The organism is Acidocella aquatica (assembly GCF_030160635.1).
GTDB lineage: Bacteria > Pseudomonadota > Alphaproteobacteria > Acetobacterales > Acetobacteraceae > Acidocella > Acidocella aquatica.
Window position 1 is genome coordinate 103,369 of the sequence record NZ_BSOS01000094.1, and the last position, 16,702, is coordinate 120,070.

A 16,702-nucleotide genomic window follows, 5' to 3' on the forward strand; every position below is an offset into this window, starting at 1 on the left:
TAGGATATAATGCCGCGAGAGCATGAGTAAGCGCTATGCAGCCCGGACGCCAATTCCATCATGGCAGGCTAAGGCTGGTGTTGGAGGGAATTGGACTTGCTGCCGACTGACATTAAAGATCCCGGCTATTTCCACAAAGTGGTGGATTGCCAATGGGCCTGCCCGGCGCACACGCCGGTTCCCGAATATATCCGTCTGATCTCCGCCGGCCGTTATGCCGATGCATATATGGTCAACTGGAAATCAAACGTCTTCCCCGGCATTCTGGGCCGAACCTGCGACCGCCCCTGCGAACCGGCCTGCCGGCGCGGGCGGGTCGAGGAGCAGCCGGTGGCCATCTGCCGGCTCAAGCGAGTCGCCGCCGACTACAAGGGCGATGTCTCTGATCGCATGCCATCCCCCGCCGCCACAAAAAACGGCAAGCGCGTCGCATTGGTCGGCGCCGGCCCCGCCTCGTTGACCGTCGCGCGCGACCTCGCTCCCTTGGGCTATGAGCTGACCCTTTTTGACGAAGGCCAGAAGGGCGGCGGCATGGTCCGCACCCAGATCCCCAAATTCCGCCTGCCCGAGGAAGTCATCGACGAAGAAGTCGGCTACGTCCTGGGCCTTGGCGTTGAAACCCGCTTCGGCGCCCGCGTGAACAGTCTCAAATCCCTGCTCGACGACGGCTACGACGCCGTATTCATCGGCACCGGCGCCCCGCGCGGCCGCGACCTCGATCTTCCCGGCCGCAAGGAGGCCGCCGCCAACATCCATTTGGGCATCGACTGGCTCTCCTCCGTCTCCTTTGGCCACATCACCTCCATCGGCAAGCGCGTCATCGTGCTCGGCGGCGGCAACACGGCGATGGACTGCTGCCGTTCCGCGCGCCGCATGGGCGGCACTGACGTCAAGGTCGTCGTCCGCTCCGGCTTCAAGGAAATGAAGGCCAGCCCGTGGGAAAAAGAAGATGCGATGCATGAGGACATTCCCATCCTCAACTTCCTGGTGCCCAAGGAATTCACCCATGAGAACAACCGCCTCACCGGCGTGGTGTTCGAGACCGTGCACGCCGTCTACGACGATAAAGGCCGCCGCCAGCTGGTGAACAACGGCGAGCCGGATGTGCATATGCCATGCGATGACGTTCTGGTCGCCGTCGGCCAGGAGAACGCCTTCCCCTGGATCGAGCGCGACATCGGCATCGCCTTCGACCGCTGGGGCATGCCGGTGGTGGACGAGACCACCCACCGCTCCACTAACGAAAAAGTATTTTTTGGCGGCGATGCCGCGTTCGGCCCCAAAAACATCATCTGGGCCGTCGCCCACGGCCATCAGGCCGCCATCTCCATTGATCGTCTCTGCCAGGGCGGCGCCATCGATGACCGCCCCCCGCCGGGCGTGCAGCTGATCAGCCAGAAAATGGGCATCCATGAGTGGATCTACGATAACGAGGTCTCCAACGACCATCGCTTCGCCGTCCCCCACGCTGAAAAAACCGCAGCGCTTGCCAACATCAAAACCGAAGTCGAACTTGGCTTCGACCTCGGCCAGGCCCTCGCCGAAGCCCAGCGCTGCCTCAACTGCGATGTACAGACCGTCTTCTCCGCCCCCGCCTGCATCGAGTGCGATGCCTGCGTCGACATCTGCCCGGAAGACTGCATCACCTTCACCGCCGATGGCGAGGAGGCCGATCTGCGCGGCCGCCTCAACGCCCCGGCGCGCAACCTTTCTCAAGACCTCTACATCGCGGACGGCCTGAAAACCGGCCGCGTCATGGTCAAGGATGAGGATGTCTGTCTGCATTGCGGCATGTGTGCCGAGCGTTGCCCGACCGGTGCCTGGGACATGCAACGTTTTCTCTTCGATATGGCACAGGCAGGAACAGCATGCTCCAAGTCGTAAAACCGGTTGACGGCCTCGTCCGCGTCAACGATTTCGTCGTCAAATTCGCCAACGTCAACGGCTCCGGCTCCGCCAGCGCCAACCAGATGTTCGGCAAGGCCATCCTGCGCATGGGCGTCCCCGTCGCCACGCGCAACATCTTCCCCTCCAACATCCAGGGCCTGCCGACGTGGTACGAAATCCGCGTCTCCGAGGCCGGCTACATGGGCGCGCGCGAGGGCACCGAGCTGATGGTGGCGATGAACCCCCAAACCTGGGACCAGGACATCGCCTCAATCCTCCCCGGCGGCTATCTCTTCTACGACTCCAGCCGCGTGGTGCCCGAAAACCGCCTGCGCAGCGATATCATCATCATCGGCATGCCGCTCACCGAGCTGTGCAACCGCGCCTACACTGACCCGCGCCAGCGCCAGCTCTTCAAAAACATCATCTACGTCGGCGCCATCGCGGCCCTGCTGGATATCGGTCTTGAAGTGCTGGAAACCCTGATCGCCGAGCAGTTCAAGGCCAAGGAAAAACTGATCTCCGCTAACATCCAGGCGCTGCACATGGGCCGCGACTATGCGCAAACCCATCTGCAATGCCCCATCGGCCTGCGCGTGCGCCGCTCCAACGCGGTAGGCGATCGCATCGCCATCGAGGGCAACGCCGCCGCCGGCCTCGGCGCGGTCTATGGCGGCGCCACCGTCGCCGCCTGGTATCCCATCACCCCCTCCACCTCGCTGGTCGAGGGCTTCCAGAAATACTGCACCCGCTTTCGCGTCGACCCGCAAACCGGCGCGCATAACTTCGCCATCGTCCAGGCCGAGGACGAACTCTCCTCCATAGGCATGGTCATCGGCGCCTCCTGGAACGGCGCGCGCGCCTTCACCGCCACCTCCGGCCCCGGCATTTCGCTGATGCAGGAATTCTTCGGCCTGGCCTATTTCGCCGAAATCCCCGCCGTCATCTTCGATGTCCAGCGCGCCGGCCCCTCCACCGGCATGCCCACCCGCACCCAGCAATGCGATGTTCTGGCCTGCGCCTATGCCTCGCATGGCGACACCAAACACGTCCTGCTCTTCCCTGAAGATCCCTATGAGTGCTTCACCTTCGGCGCCCAGGCGTTTGACCTCGCCGACCGCCTGCAAACCCCCGTTTTCGTCCTGCTCGACCTCGACATCGGCATGAACGAGCGGCTCACCCGCCCGCTTGTCTGGGATGACTCCAAAAAAATGGACCGCGGCAAGGTGATGACCGCCGAAGAGCTCGAAGCCGGCAAGGATTTCGGCCGCTACCTCGATGTCGATGGCGACGGCATCACCTACCGCACCTACCCCGGCACCCATCCCACCCGCGGCTCCTTCTTCACCCGCGGCACCTCGAAGGACCGTTACGCCCGCTACACCGAACTCGGTTCGGCCTATGAGGACAACATGCAGCGTCTGCTGCGCAAATTCGCCACCGCCGCCACCCTGGTCCCGGCCCCGGTCGTCCGCCCGGCATCCCGGTCCACCAAACTCGGCGTCATCTATTACGGCTCCACCGCTGCCGCCATGCTCGAAGCCGCTGATCTGCTGGCAGGGGAGGGGATCGAGCTGGACCTCATGCGTGTGCGCGCCTTCCCCTTCAGCGATATCGTCAACGGCTTCATCGAGGCGCACGAAAAAGTCTTCGTCGTCGAACAAAACCGCGACGCCCAATTGCGCACCCTGCTGGTCAACGAGCTGGAAATCGACCCCGCCCGCCTGCCCAAAATCCTGCATTACGACGGCTCGCCGATCACCGCGCGCCAGATCGCTGAAAAAATTAAAGGCCACCCCTCGCTCACGGCCAGGTCTTTCGAGAGGAGCGCGTCATGAGCTTTCTGCCCAAACCCAAGCTGCACCACCCCGGCCTGCTCCCCAACGCGCTGGGCTACACGCGGCGCGACTATGAGGGCGCGATCTCCACCCTCTGCGCAGGCTGCGGTCATGATTCCATCTCGGCGGCCATCGTCCACGCCTGCTTCCAGATGGACCTGCCCCCCCACCGCATCGCCAAACTCTCCGGGATCGGCTGCTCCTCCAAAACGCCTACCTACTTTCTCGGCAGCTCCCACGGCTTCAACTCCGTGCATGGGCGCATGCCCTCCGTCCTCACCGGCGCCAACCTCGCCAACCGTGATCTTATTTATCTGGGCGTCTCGGGTGACGGCGACTCCGCCTCCATCGGCCTCGGCCAGTTCGCCCACTCCATGCGCCGCGGCGTCAACATGGTCTACATCGTCGAAAACAACGGCGTATATGGCCTCACCAAGGGCCAGTTCTCCGCCACGGCTGACAAAGGCGCCAAGAGCAAGCGCGGTGTCGCCAATAACGACGAGGCGATAGACCTGGTCAGCATGGCCATCCAGCTCGGCGCCAGCTTCGTCGGCCGCAGCTTCTCGGGCGACAAGGCTCAGCTCGTGCCGCTGATCCAGGCCGCCCTGGCCCACCCCGGCGCCGCCTTCATTGACTGCATCTCCCCCTGCGTCACCTTCAACAACCACCAGGGCTCCACCAAAAGCTTCGACTATGTGCGCGAGCACAACGAGGCGGTGAATATGCTGGATGTCATCACCGGCCGCGACGAGATCACCGTTGACTACGCCCCCGGCGCCGTCGAAATCGTCGAACAGCACGACGGCTCCCTGCTGCGCCTGCGCAAGCTTGCGGGTGATTATGATGTCAGCAGCCGCGCCGAGGCGCTGGGCTTCCTGCAACACCATCACGCCAAGGGTGAAATCGTCACCGGGTTGCTCTACCGCGACCCGGAGCCCGAGGAGATGCACAGTTATCTCAAAACCACGGCAACCCCCCTCAATGAGCTCACCGAAGCCACCCTCTGCCCTGGTTCGGCGGCGCTCGAGAGGCTGAACGCCAGCCTGCGCTGACCGCCGCTGCGAAGCATCAGCCCACCAACCCGGGATGGCGCGCCATCCCGGGTTTTTTATATCCGCCCATGCGCGGCCCCACCTCCCGGCGCGGCGCGGGTAAAATGTTACCAAATCTAACGCAAAAGATGAGGCGAACGCCACTTGCGAATGATTATTAATATAACTAAATGTTATTGAGAATGACTATCAATGCCATATCAAAATCGTATTTTTAGCCTACCATCAAAAATATAATTATTATATCGATATGAATTGCCACCTAAATCAAAACAAAATAAACAGGCCAAAATCTGTTATAATATGCTGAAAAACATAAAAATTATTAGGGCATTGCGGTCTCAATTAATCGCCGATGGTATGCGTAAACCAAAATAACCACGACAAAACTATTACGATTTATATTCAAAAAATATTTTTTAGAACGCCGTAAAAAACTGAAAAACAAATCTGTTCAGCAATAACGCTTTCTATTATTACATTGCGTTAAGTTGTCGCGTCAGATCGGGAGGAACTCACCATGTCCGCACTTGCATCGGATACCATTGGCGCGCGCCGCCGCCTTCGTCCCTTCGCGCAACACACCAGCGGCTCTCAACCCTCACTTATCTGGATAGACCGGAAATGAACCCGCCAAAGCAGCGCAGAGCCTCTCTGCTGTTAAAGCCTCTTCTCGCCCTGCCGGCCTTGCTGCTGTCAGGCTGCACCATGGCCGGCATCCGCCTGTTCCACCCGGCCGGTCTCGTGGCCGGCGCCGAGATGCACTACACCCTGATCCTCGTCATCACGATGCTCATCATCATCGTGCCGACGCTGTTGATGACCATCATCTTCCCCCTGCGCTACCACCATTCGCGCAACGCCAAATACACGCCCGACTGGCATTTCTCGCTGACCATCGAGCTGCTGGCCTGGGGCATTCCCTTCGCCATCGTCGCCTTTCTCTGCTATCTCACCATCCAGGGCGTCTACGCGGTCAACCCCTGGGCGCCCGGCATCCTGGCCAACGCGCCCGGCGCCAGGCAGCCGCCCATCAACGTCGAGGTCATCGCGACCGATTGGCAATGGGTGTTCGTCTACCCTGACCAAGGCATCGCCACGATTGACGATCTGGTGGTCCCCTCCGGTCGCGTCGTGCATCTGCAGATGACCGCGACCAGCAACATGAACGGCTTCTACATCCCCCAGGTCGCGCCAATGGTTGATGCCATGCCGGCGATGGAATCCAGGGACGCCTTCGAGCTTGACCAACCCGCCACCTACACCGGTTTCTCGACCGATTTCTCCGGCGCCGGTTTTTCCTGGATGCAGTTCTCCACCCGCGTCGTGCCGCAGGCGGAATTCGATTCCTGGGTGGCGAGCGTGCAGGCCAACCCGAACCAGCTCACCTACGCCGCCTTCCAGAAAATCGCGCAGCCCACCGTGAATGCCGGCGCCAAACCCGCATACTTTTCCGCGCCTGATAAAAACCTGTTCGGCGAGGTGATGACAGCGGCAATGCAGGGCGTGGTCTACCCCGTGCCCGACTCATTCACCAAGCGCGTGTCCGATAATTCCGCGCAGGGCGCCCAAGCCCCCGCCAGCCCGCAATAGGAAAGGTTTCAATCGTGCAAGTAGCAGTAGACGGTCCCTGGTCGCCATTGCTCGGGCGCTTATCGCTCGCGGCGATCCCCTACGACAATCCAATCCTGGTCTCCACCTTCGCGGTCGTAGCGCTGCTCGGCATCGTCATCATCGGCGCCGCCCTTTATTTCGGCAAGCTGGGCTACATCTGGCGTGAATGGCTCACCACCGTCGATCATAAAAAAATCGGCGTGATGTACATCATCCTCGGCCTCGTCATGCTCTTCCGCGGCTTCATGGACGGCGCGATGATGCGCACCCAGCAGCTCCTGGCCGACGGCCCTAATTCCCCCGGCTACCTCGGCGCCCAGCACGGCTATCTGCCGCCCTACCATTTTGACCAGATCTACACCGCCCACGGCACCCTCATGCTGTTCTTCGCGGCAACGCCCCTGGTCGCTGGCCTGGGCAATCTCATCGTGCCGCTGCAAATCGGCGCGCGTGACATGGCCTTCCCCTACCTCAACGCCACCAGCCTCTGGCTGACCGTCTCTGGCGCGGCGCTGTGCATGATCTCGCTCTTCGTGGGTGAGTTCTCCAACGCCACCTGGGTCGGCCTCATGCCCTTCTCCGAAATGCCGACCAACCCCGGCGTCGGCGTTGATTATTGGATGTGGGCCTTCCAGCTCTCCAGCATAGGCACCACCTTCAACGCCATCAACATGATCGCGACCATCGTAAAAATGCGCGCGCCGGGCATGCGCTGGTTCCGCATGCCGGTTTATTGCTGGTCCTCGCTCACCACCAACATCATCGGCCTTTCCATCTTCCCGGTTGTCACCGTGGCGCTCACCATGCTGGGCATAGACCGCTACTTCGGCACCCATTTCTTCACCGCCGGCTACGGCGGCAACTTCATGCTCTACGTCAACCTGTTCTGGATCTGGGGCCACCCCGAGGTCTACTTCCTCATGCTCCCCGCCTTCGGCCTGTTCTCCGAGATCGTGCCAACCTTCTCCAACAAGGCGCTGTTCGGCTATCCCACCATGGTCGCCGCCTCCTTCTCCATCGGCGGCATCGGCTGGGTCGTCTGGGCGCATCATTTCTTCACCATGGGCATGGGCCCGGAGCTGAACGGCTATTTCAGCGCCGCGACCATGCTGGTGGGCATCCCCACCGGCGTAAAAGCCTTCAACTGGCTGTTCACCATGTATCGCGGCCGCATCACCTACGCCACCCCGATGCTCTGGGCCCTCATCGGCCTGGTGCTCCTGCTCATCGGCGGCCTCACCGGCATGATGCTCTCGGCCTCGGTGTTTGACTATACCGTACACAACAGCCTCTTCGTGGTCGCCCATTTCCACTGCATGGTGCTGGTCATCGGCGCCGCGCTGTTCGCCGGCGTCACCTACTGGTGGCCAAAGGTGTTCGGCTTCAAGCTCGACGAGAGGAACGGCCAGATGTATTTCTGGACCTTCGTGCTCGCCAGCCTGCTGGTGTTCGTCCCGCTCTTCTACCTCGGCTTCGCGGGCGTCACCCGCCGTTTGGACTACATCTACAACCCGGCCCTCAAGCCGCTGCTGTGGGTGTCGGAGGGCGGCATCGGCATGTACTTCGTCTCGCTCTTCTACTTCGGCAAAATGCTCTACGTCTCCCTGCGCGACCAGATCCCCGCGCAAGCCGACGCCTGGGGCACCGGCCGCACGCTGGAATGGCTCACCCATACCCCCGTGCCGTTCTACAATTTCGCCGTCACGCCGCAGATCAACGCCCGCGATGAGCTGGCATGGCGCAAGGCCAAGGGCGTGGAGGGGGTGCAGCCAACGCATTACGTGCCCATCCACCTGCCCAGCAACACCGCGGTCCCTGTCATCATCGGCGCCCTGGCCACGGTCTTCGGCTTCGCCATGACCTGGCGCATCTGGTGGCTCTCCATCGCCTCGCTGCTGGCCATCATCATCGTGGTCATCATCCGCTCCTTCGACAAAAACGAGGGCTACGTGCTGAGCGCGGAAGACATCGCGAAAATGGAAAACCAGGTCGCGCTGGCGAGCATCATCGCCGAACAACCCAAACGCCCGGCCCTCGCCCAAGTGGAGGCACATTAATGGCAACCAGCAATCCAACCGGGGCGGCCCTCGCCCTGTGGAACCCAGGCGCTGACGAGCATGACCCGATCTCGGCGCGCACCTACGGTTTCTGGCTCTACCTCATCGGCGACGCCCTGCTGTTCTGCAGCCTGTTCGCCTCCTACGCGGTGCTGGACAATCCAGTAAACGCCGCCGGCGGCCCGCTCACGGCCCAGGTCATCAACACCCCGCACGGGCTGTGGCAGACCTTCATCATCCTCGCCAGTGTCCTGGCCTACAGCCTGGGCACAGTATCGCTGAAAAACGGCAACGCGGCGGGCGTCCAGCTCGGCATCCTCGCCGCTTTGCTGCTCGGCGGCGCCTTTCTCTACATCAGCGGCACTGACCTCTGGGCCCTCGCCGCCCAGGGCAACGGGCCCACGCGCAGCGCCTTCCTGTCCGTCTTCTTCACCCTTCTGCTCACCCACGGGCTGCACATGCTCTTTGGCATCCTGTGGATGCTGGTGATGCTGGTGCAGGTCGGCGTCCTCGGTTTCACCAAGGATGTCGTGGGCCGCCTGCTGAACCTGCGGCTGTTCTGGCAGTTCCAGGCCACCATGTGGGTCTGCGTTTATTTCTACGTCTATCTGCTCGGAGGTGCCCGCTAATGTCCAGCCATTACAACCCCCTGCAACACCCGGAAGTCCAACAGGGCACAACCGGGCGCTACATCGCCGCCTTCCTCGCCTCGGCCGCCCTCATGGGCGGCGCCTATTACGCCTCCACCCAAAAACTCCCGCTCATGGAGTTCGCCGCCACCGCGGCGGCGCTCTCGCTGGCGGCGCTGGTCTCCCAGCTGGCGCTGTTCTTCGGGCTCAACATCTCGCAGGCGCAAATCTGGAAAGGTGTGGCCCTGTTCCTCGCCATTCCCCTGTTCATCATCACCATCGGCATGACCGTCTGGGCCTTCTCCTCGCTCTATTCGCGCACCATGCCGATGGACGGCATGCTGATGAGCGGCCAGCCGACCCTGCTGCAATAACCATCCCCGCAAAAAAGCCGCCTCCCGCCCCTGGGCGGCGGCTTTTTGCCAATTTTCTCTCCCGCAAGGGCATTTTTCAGCCTCACGAAAAAATATTTTTTATGTCTCGCGGCATAAACACCCCACCCCTGGCGCGCGCCCGGTTGGAAGAGTTTTGCACCCCGCTCCCCGATGTTGGGAGCAAATTTCCTCCATCTCCCCCGGGAGAGTGAGAACCTCGACACCCCGTTTACAACCCGCTTTTTCCGCGCCGTGCCGCCATCTAATCCAAGGCCCATGCGCCCGGCCGGCCGGGTTTCAATCTCTGCGCTCATACCCTATTTCAGCTCAGCGCTCACGGGCGCCATGGTTTCGAGCTTAGGGAAGCGAGTGGATTGAGTATGTCGTTAAGCATTATTTCCGCCAACCGCCTGCGGGACGGCCGCACCGTCTGGCGTACCGCCAACGGCGAATGGGCCGAAGACGTGCAAGCCGCCGGCGCGCTCGATGCGCAGGCCCTGGCCCTGGGCCTGCAAGCCGCCGCGCTGCAACCGCAGACCGTGGTGGATGTCCACGAGGCCGCCGTCACCCTCGCCGCTGACGGCACGCCCATCCTCACCGCCCAGCGCGAACAGATCCGCGCCACCGGCCCTTCCGTGCGCCCTGATCTTCCCGTCAGCACCTGGGGCGCCACCGGCGCCGCCCTGCCGCCGCTCCCCTCCGAGACCTCAACCTCCCCCTTCGCCGGCATCTACCGCTATGATGACTACGACCGTCAGTTCCTGCGTGACCGCGCCGCCCAGTTCGGCGATCAGGCCGCCCGCCGCCTTGCCGGTGAGCTGAGCGAGGACGAATTCAAGCCCCTGCGCCTGATGAACGGCCTCTACCTCCAGCTCCACGCCTATATGCTGCGCGTCGCTTTGCCTTACGGCATCCTCAGCGCCGCCCAGCTGCGCCAGCTCGCCTACGTCGCCCGCCATTATGATCGCGGCTACGGCCATTTCACCACCCGCCAGAACATCCAGTTCAACTGGCTGCGGCTCGAAGACGCCCCGGCCGTTCTCGCCCTGCTGGCCGAAGCGGGCATCCACGCCATCCAGACCAGCGGTAACTGCGTACGCAACGTCACCACCGACGAATTCGCCGCCGCCGCCGCCGATGAAATCGTCGACCCGCGCGTCTACGCCGAAATTCTGCGCCAATGGTCCACCGACCACCCCGAGTTCACCTACCTCCCGCGCAAGTTCAAAATCGCCATCACCGGCTCCCCGCAGGACCGCGCGGCCGTGCGCGTGCATGACATCGGCATCATGGCCCGCCGCAACGCGCAGGGCGAACCGGTGTTCCAGATATTCGCCGGCGGCGGCCTCGGCCGCATCCCGGTCATCGCCGTCAAACTGCGCGACGAGCTGCCGGTACACGACCTGCTCCGCTACGTCGAAGCCATCCTGCGCGTCTACAACGCGCTTGGCCGGCGCGACAACATCCACAAGGCGCGCATCAAAATCCTCATCCGCGAAATGAAGCCCGAACATTTCATCGAAATGGTCGAGAACGAATTCGCCTCCCTCCCGGCTGATTATTGCGTCCTGGAAGCGGACGTCGTGGCCGCCGTCGCCGCCCGCTTCGGCGCGCCGGCTTTTGAAACACTCGAGGCCAACCCAGCCGCATTCTCCAGCGCCCTGAAAGATCACCGCGCCTTCCGCGCCTGGGTCCGCACCAACACCCACCCGCACCGCCAGCCCGGCTACATCAGCGCGGTGATCTCGCTGAAAACCCCCGGCAGCATCCCCGGCGACGTCAAGGCCGAAGAGATGGACAAAATCGCCGATCTCGCCGACCGTTTCTCCTTCGGCGAACTGCGCGTCACCCATCAGCAAAATCTGGTCCTCCCCCATGTCCGCAAGGCCGATCTGCACGCATTCTGGTCCGAGCTGGTCACACTCGGCCTCGCCGCGGGCAATATCGGTTTGGTGACTGACATCATCGCCTGCCCCGGCATGGATTATTGCGCTCTCGCCACCGCCCGCTCCATCCCCGTCGCGCAGCGCATCGCAGAGCGCTTCGCCGGCCCAGAGCGCCAGCAGGAGATCGGCCCGCTCGATCTCAACATCTCAGGCTGCATCAACGCCTGCGGCCACCACCATGTCGGCCACATCGGCCTGCTCGGTGTCGATAAAAGCGGCACCGAAGTCTACCAGATCACCCTGGGCGGCGCCTCGGATGAAAAAGCCGCCATCGGCACCATCATCGGCCCGGCCGTGCCCACCGAGCAGGTGCCCGAGACGGTGGAGAAAATCGTCAACGCCTACATCGCCAACCGCACAGAAGGCGAAACATTCATCGATACCTACCGCCGGCTTGGCCTGGCGCCATTCAAGGAGGCCGTCTATGGCAATCATTAACGCACAAGGCCGGGAAGTCGCCGATAGCTGGACCACCAGCGAACCCGACGCCGCGCCCGCCCCCTACGCCATCATCCCCCTGGCGGATCTGCCTCCGGCGGGCGAGAAGCTGCCCGCCCCGCTCGGCGTGCAGCTTCCCCCGGGCGCCGTGCTTGAAGACATTGCCGCCCGCCTCGGCAGCTTTGCCCTCATCGCCATCGAATTCCCCAAATTCCGTGACGGCCGCGGCTTCACGCTGGCGCGCACCCTGCGGCAAAAATACGGCTTCAAAGGCGAAATCCGCGCCGTCGGCCATGTCATCCCCGACCAGTTCGTCGCCTTGCTGCGCTGCGGCTTTTCCACCTTAAGCACCTCGCCGGAACACCCGGCCGCCCAATGGCACCTGCCCAGCGCCACCTCGCCAGAAAACCCGGCCCACCCCGGCCAGCTCCTGCACCGCCTCATGAACCGGGGCCTCGCAGCCTGATCCGGCAACTCATTCCTTTTCCGTCACAAACCCGCACAAATTGGGGTGCAAGTAAAAAATTAAGTTACACTAACAACGAGTTATAATGGAAACCGCGCAAGTGCTTCACGTGAAGCACTTGCGCGCCGGCCCCCTGCTACCCCGCCACGCGCAGCACCGTCTTCAGGTTCATGAATTCATGCAGCCCATGCGTCCCCAACTCGCGGCCATGGCCGGAGCGTTTGATCCCGCCAAACGGCGCTTCCGGCGACGAGGCGAGCATCTGGTTGATCGCCGTCATCCCCGCCTGAATATCGCGGATGAAACGCTGTTGCTCCTGCGCATCATTGGTCCAAACCGAAGACCCCAGGCCGAAGGGAATGTTATTGGCAATGCGGATCGCCTCATCGATATTCGCCGCGCGGAACAACATCGCGATCGGCCCGAAAATCTCCTCATGCATCAGCGGGCTGTCCAGCGGCACCTCGGTGAGAATCCCAGCCGACATATAAGCCCCCGGACCCGGCAGCGCCTCGCCGCCGAACAATAGTTTGGCCCCCTGCTGCCTGGCCTCCACAAGCTGTTGCAACACCGTATCGCGCTGCTCGAAGCTGGAGAGCGGCCCCATGTCGCTCGCCGGATCCATCGGGTCGCCCGCCTTCACAGCCTTCATCGCGGTTGAGAACTTCGCAAGAAACGCCTCATAAATATCCGCATGCACAATCATCCGCTTGCCGCAGATGCACGACTGCCCGGTGTTCTGAATCCGCGCCTTCACCGCCATGCGCACGGCCGTATCCAAATCGGCTGAGGGCATCACGATGAACGGGTCCGAACCGCCAAGCTCCAGCACGACTTTTTTCAACTGCCGCCCGGCCTGCCCGGCCACCGCCATGCCCGCTCCCTCGCTGCCCGTCAGCGTCACCGCGACGATGCGGTCATCAGCGATAATATCGGCGACAGCCTTTGATTTTACAGAAAGATTCTGAAACAGCCCAACCGGCGCCCCGGCCGCCACCACCATTTCCTCCAGCAGCCCCGCCACGCCCTGCACATTGCTGGCATGTTTCAATAACCCAACGTTGCCCGCGAGAATGGTGGGCGCGATGAACCGCACCACCTGCCAATAGGGAAAATTCCACGGCATGACCGCGAGCACCGCCCCCTGCGGCAGCCAGTGCAGCTCCGCGCTGCCCCCTGTGCTCAGGGCGTGGCGCAACGGCACCAGCATGGCCGGGCCATGCTCGGCGTAATGGTGAAACGCCGCGATGCATTTATCGACCTCGCCAACGGCGGAAGCATAGGTTTTGCCCATTTCCATCGTCGCCATGCGCGCCAGCCGGTCCTTGTTCGCCTCATACTGCGCGGCGATTTTTTTGAGCAGGGCAGCGCGCTCACTTACCGGGCTTTCCCGCCAATGCCGGTAAGCCTCAGCCGCCTTGTGGAGTTTATCCTCCACCTCCGCGCCGGATAATTCCGGATAGGCCGCGATTTCCTGCCCGTTCGCCGGATTAACGCTTTTGAACATGTTTTGGCTCCCTTGAAAGACTTGCTTTTGCACGAGGTTTGCTTTTGCACGAGGTTTATAGCCTGGCCGCCGTCACGCGGTTTCTTCGAGGATCAGTCTCAACCAATCTATGCCGCGCGCCGCCGGTATACAACGCCATTTCCAGCGGTTGCTTGGCTCTAACCCCCCACGCGCCCCGCCGGCCTTGATCTGCGTCAATAAGGCTCCGCCACGGCGGCGCGCCGCATGATCGCGCGCGTATCCACCCCCTCGGGCAGCGTGCCAAACGTCATCCCCGGCGCGCCGTTCAGCCGCGAGGCGCAGAATGCGGCGGCGATCCCGGGCGGCGCGTGACGCAGCAGCAGGCTGGCGGCGAGGCCCAGGGCAAAATGCTCCACCAGCCGCCGCGCGTTGCGTTCCAGCGGCTCCGGCGGGGCGGTCCGCAGCCAGGCGTCCAGCGCGGGGTGCCTGCCCGCGGCCAGGGCGATCTCCGCGCGCAGCAGCCCCGCCGCCTCCGGCTCGCGGGCGAGGGCGCGCAGCACGTCCAGGCAGATGACATTGCCCGAGCCCTCCCACAGCCCGTTCACCGGCGCGTCGCGATACAGCCGCGCCAGCACATCCTCCTCGATATACCCGTTGCCGCCGTGGCACTCCATCGCCTCCGCCGCGACCACCGGCGCCCGCTTGCAGACGAAATATTTCGCCAGCGGCGCCAGCACGCGGTTCAGCACGCGCTCGGCATCATCGCGCGGGGCGGCGTCCAGCGCGGCGGCGGCGCGCATCGCCAGCCACAGCGCGGCTTCGGACTCCAGCGCGAGATCGGCCAGCACATTGGCCATCAGCGGCTGGTTGACAAGCCTGTGTCCGAAGGCGCGGCGCTGCGTGGCGTGGTGGATCGCCAGCGTCACCGCCTGGCGCATCAGCGCCGCCGAGCCCAGCGCGCATTCAAGGCGGGTGAGATGCGCCATCTCCAGCACAAGCCTGATGCCGTGCCCCTCCTCGCCCAGCATCACCGCCTCCAGCCCGCGGAACTCGACCTCCGCCGAGGCGTTGGACCGGTTGCCGCATTTATCCTTCAGCCGTTGCAGGAGCAAAAAGTTGCGGCTGGCGTCATTGCGCCAACCTTGCGCCAGAAAGCAGGAGACACCACCCGGCGCGCGCGCCAGCGTCAGGAAAAGATCACTGGTGGGAACAGAGAAAAACCATTTATGCCCGGTCAGGCGCCAGGTGCCGTCACCCGCCGCAACCGCGACGCTCTGCGTCTGCCGCAAATCCGAGCCGCCCTGTTTTTCCGTCAGCGCCATCGCCACGCCGAGCGCGGTTTTTTGGTCCGGTGGCAACGGGCGCGGGTCGTATCCGGGGGAGAGAATTTTATCCTGGTATTTCGCCAGCGCCTCCGGCTGGTGGCGCAGCGCCGCGATGGCGGCAAAGGTCATCACCGCGGGGCAGCCAACCCCGGCTTCCCCCTGCGCCCATAAATATGAGAGCCCCGCCCGCGCCACATGCCCGCCGGGGCGCGCGGCGGTCCAGCCCAGCGCATGCACGCCATCCGCGCGGATCATCCCCATCAGCTCGTGCCAGGCGGGAGAAAATTCAACCATATCAATGCGGTGGCCAAAGCGATCATGCGTGCGCAGCTCCGGCACGCAGCGGTTGGCGATACGGGCCAGATCCTGCACCTGCGCGCCACCTACCCGCGCGCCGCAGGCATCCAGCCTCTCTTCCGCCCAGCTTGCGCCAAAAACCTTCATGGCGGCACGCAGCGCGGCATCAGTGGTGTAGGCGTTGAAGTTGACCAGTTCGCCGGGCTGGTTGGTTACCTCATGGGTCGCATAGCCTGACATGTTCCCCTCCGCTTTATAAAGCAGCGTTATGAGGCACATGGGGGTGGCACAGGCTTTTTGCCAGCACCGGGGCCGGGCCGGCGAGGGTTTTAGCGCGCGAGGCGCTGAATATCGGCGTTGATCTGGTCCACCAGCGCGTAGCGGGCGCGCCAGGCGCTGCGCTTAGGCGGCGCGACCTCCTCGATTGAGCGGCGCGGGCGGATTTTGGGCAGCAGGAAGAAATCCCCCGCTACGCGCACGCCGCCCAGTTCTTCCCAGAAGGAGTCGTAATCAGCGTACCAGCCGGATTTTTTCTGCCATAGGCCATGGCGGAAATGCCCGGCGTTGGAGATCGCCAAGAGGTCCGCGGTGCCGAGGCGTTCGGCCAGCGCATAGGCGGCGTGGACCACCGCATCCTTTGGCCGCAGGCCGAACAGCTCCTTGGTCGCCAGCACGGTGACGGCCTTGCTGTCCACGCGGCTGGCGCCCTGGATGCCGCCGATCCACAGATTTGCCGGCGCGCCCGGCGCCAAGGCGCCCGCCACCAGGGAGAGGCTGGTTACGCGCACGTTTCCCTCCACCCGGAACAGGTCGATGCTCAGCTCGCCCTCGCGGAAGTTGAGGAAATTGAGCGACAGCGAAATGCGGTACAGCGCGTCCTGCTTGCCTTTCAGCTCCACCAGAACGGTTGGTTGCTCGCGCAACACGCTGGCGACAAAAGGGGCGCCGAGAGTTGCCAGCAGATGGTCATAATGCGTGGTGAGCAGATTGTGTTTCGCCGCCTGCGGCAGGGAATGGTGCAGATAGTTCTGGCCGCTTTTACGGACGACATCATAGGGGAGCTTCTCCAGGCCGCAGATCACGCGGATGCGCTCCAGCTCACCCAGCCAGCGCAGCGTCGCGATGGGGGAGCGCACGAACCGCCAAGCCAGCCGGAAGGCCTTGCGTCTGTCCTTCCGGGCGATCTGCGCGGCAAGCTGTTCGTATAGTAAAACCCAGGCATCAGCGGGCCTGATGCGGCCGTGATCGTTCGTGCGGGTGGGTTCAGCCTGTGCCTTTGGCGGCACGTCAGTAACAGTCTGCAATGGGATA

At 63.1% G+C, this 16,702-nt stretch carries 12 protein-coding genes; 9 read left to right on the plus strand and 3 right to left on the minus strand.

The window, feature by feature from the left end; all coding sequences use genetic code 11:
• The first annotated feature begins 96 nt into the window (after positions 1–96).
• From QQJ84_RS17365 to QQJ84_RS17405, 9 genes are all read left to right on the plus strand, one after another.
• Positions 97–1,884 carry an FAD-dependent oxidoreductase gene (locus QQJ84_RS17365; RefSeq protein WP_284259583.1) on the plus strand — a complete coding sequence of 596 codons (1,788 nt, stop codon included), beginning with the start codon at positions 97–99 and terminating at the stop codon, positions 1,882–1,884.
• Entirely contained in the window at positions 1,869–3,725 is a 1,857-nt protein-coding gene (locus tag QQJ84_RS17370) for a 2-oxoacid:acceptor oxidoreductase subunit alpha (protein ID WP_284259585.1), read from the plus strand. The genes QQJ84_RS17365 and QQJ84_RS17370 overlap by 16 nt, the downstream gene beginning before the upstream one ends.
• The gene (locus QQJ84_RS17375; protein WP_284259586.1) at positions 3,722–4,777 is read left to right on the plus strand and encodes a 2-oxoacid:ferredoxin oxidoreductase subunit beta; all 1,056 of its coding nucleotides are present in this window, start codon (positions 3,722–3,724) and stop codon (positions 4,775–4,777) included. The genes QQJ84_RS17370 and QQJ84_RS17375 overlap by 4 nt, the downstream gene beginning before the upstream one ends.
• Before the next feature lie 624 nt (positions 4,778–5,401).
• Positions 5,402–6,370: a COX aromatic rich motif-containing protein gene (locus QQJ84_RS17380; RefSeq protein ID WP_284259588.1), complete on the plus strand. Its 969-nt coding sequence runs from the start codon at positions 5,402–5,404 to the stop codon at positions 6,368–6,370.
• A gap of 47 nt (positions 6,371–6,417) precedes the next feature.
• Positions 6,418–8,448, plus strand: coding sequence for a cbb3-type cytochrome c oxidase subunit I (locus QQJ84_RS17385; RefSeq protein ID WP_284259678.1), 2,031 nt, complete (start codon positions 6,418–6,420; stop codon positions 8,446–8,448).
• Positions 8,448–9,077: a cytochrome c oxidase subunit 3 gene (locus QQJ84_RS17390; protein WP_284259590.1), complete on the plus strand. Its 630-nt coding sequence runs from the start codon at positions 8,448–8,450 to the stop codon at positions 9,075–9,077. The genes QQJ84_RS17385 and QQJ84_RS17390 overlap by 1 nt, the downstream gene beginning before the upstream one ends.
• On the plus strand, positions 9,077–9,451 hold the full coding sequence (locus tag QQJ84_RS17395) for a hypothetical protein (protein WP_284259592.1): 375 nt from the start codon (positions 9,077–9,079) through the stop codon (positions 9,449–9,451). Before QQJ84_RS17390 ends, QQJ84_RS17395 begins: the two co-directional genes overlap by 1 nt.
• Before the next feature lie 380 nt (positions 9,452–9,831).
• Complete coding sequence (locus tag QQJ84_RS17400) at positions 9,832–11,835, plus strand: DUF2849 domain-containing protein (protein ID WP_284259593.1); 2,004 nt, start codon at positions 9,832–9,834, stop codon at positions 11,833–11,835.
• Positions 11,822–12,301, plus strand: coding sequence for a DUF934 domain-containing protein (locus QQJ84_RS17405; RefSeq protein ID WP_284259594.1), 480 nt, complete (start codon positions 11,822–11,824; stop codon positions 12,299–12,301). Before QQJ84_RS17400 ends, QQJ84_RS17405 begins: the two co-directional genes overlap by 14 nt.
• 136 nt (positions 12,302–12,437) lie before the next feature.
• Here the strand turns inward: QQJ84_RS17405 and QQJ84_RS17410 are convergent, their stop codons facing one another.
• The 3 genes from QQJ84_RS17410 to QQJ84_RS17420 all read right to left on the minus strand — a co-directional run bounded on the left by QQJ84_RS17410 (position 12,438) and on the right by QQJ84_RS17420 (position 16,695).
• A complete protein-coding gene (locus QQJ84_RS17410) occupies positions 12,438–13,808 on the minus strand; it encodes an NAD-dependent succinate-semialdehyde dehydrogenase (RefSeq protein ID WP_284259596.1) in 1,371 nt (456 codons plus the stop codon).
• 194 nt (positions 13,809–14,002) lie between these two features.
• Positions 14,003–15,631: an acyl-CoA dehydrogenase family protein gene (locus QQJ84_RS17415; protein WP_284259597.1), complete on the minus strand. Its 1,629-nt coding sequence runs from the start codon at positions 15,629–15,631 to the stop codon at positions 14,003–14,005.
• An 89-nt stretch (positions 15,632–15,720) separates the two neighbouring features.
• A complete protein-coding gene (locus QQJ84_RS17420; protein ID WP_284259598.1) occupies positions 15,721–16,695 on the minus strand; it encodes a DUF535 family protein in 975 nt (324 codons plus the stop codon).
• Between the last annotated feature and the right edge of the window lie 7 nt (positions 16,696–16,702).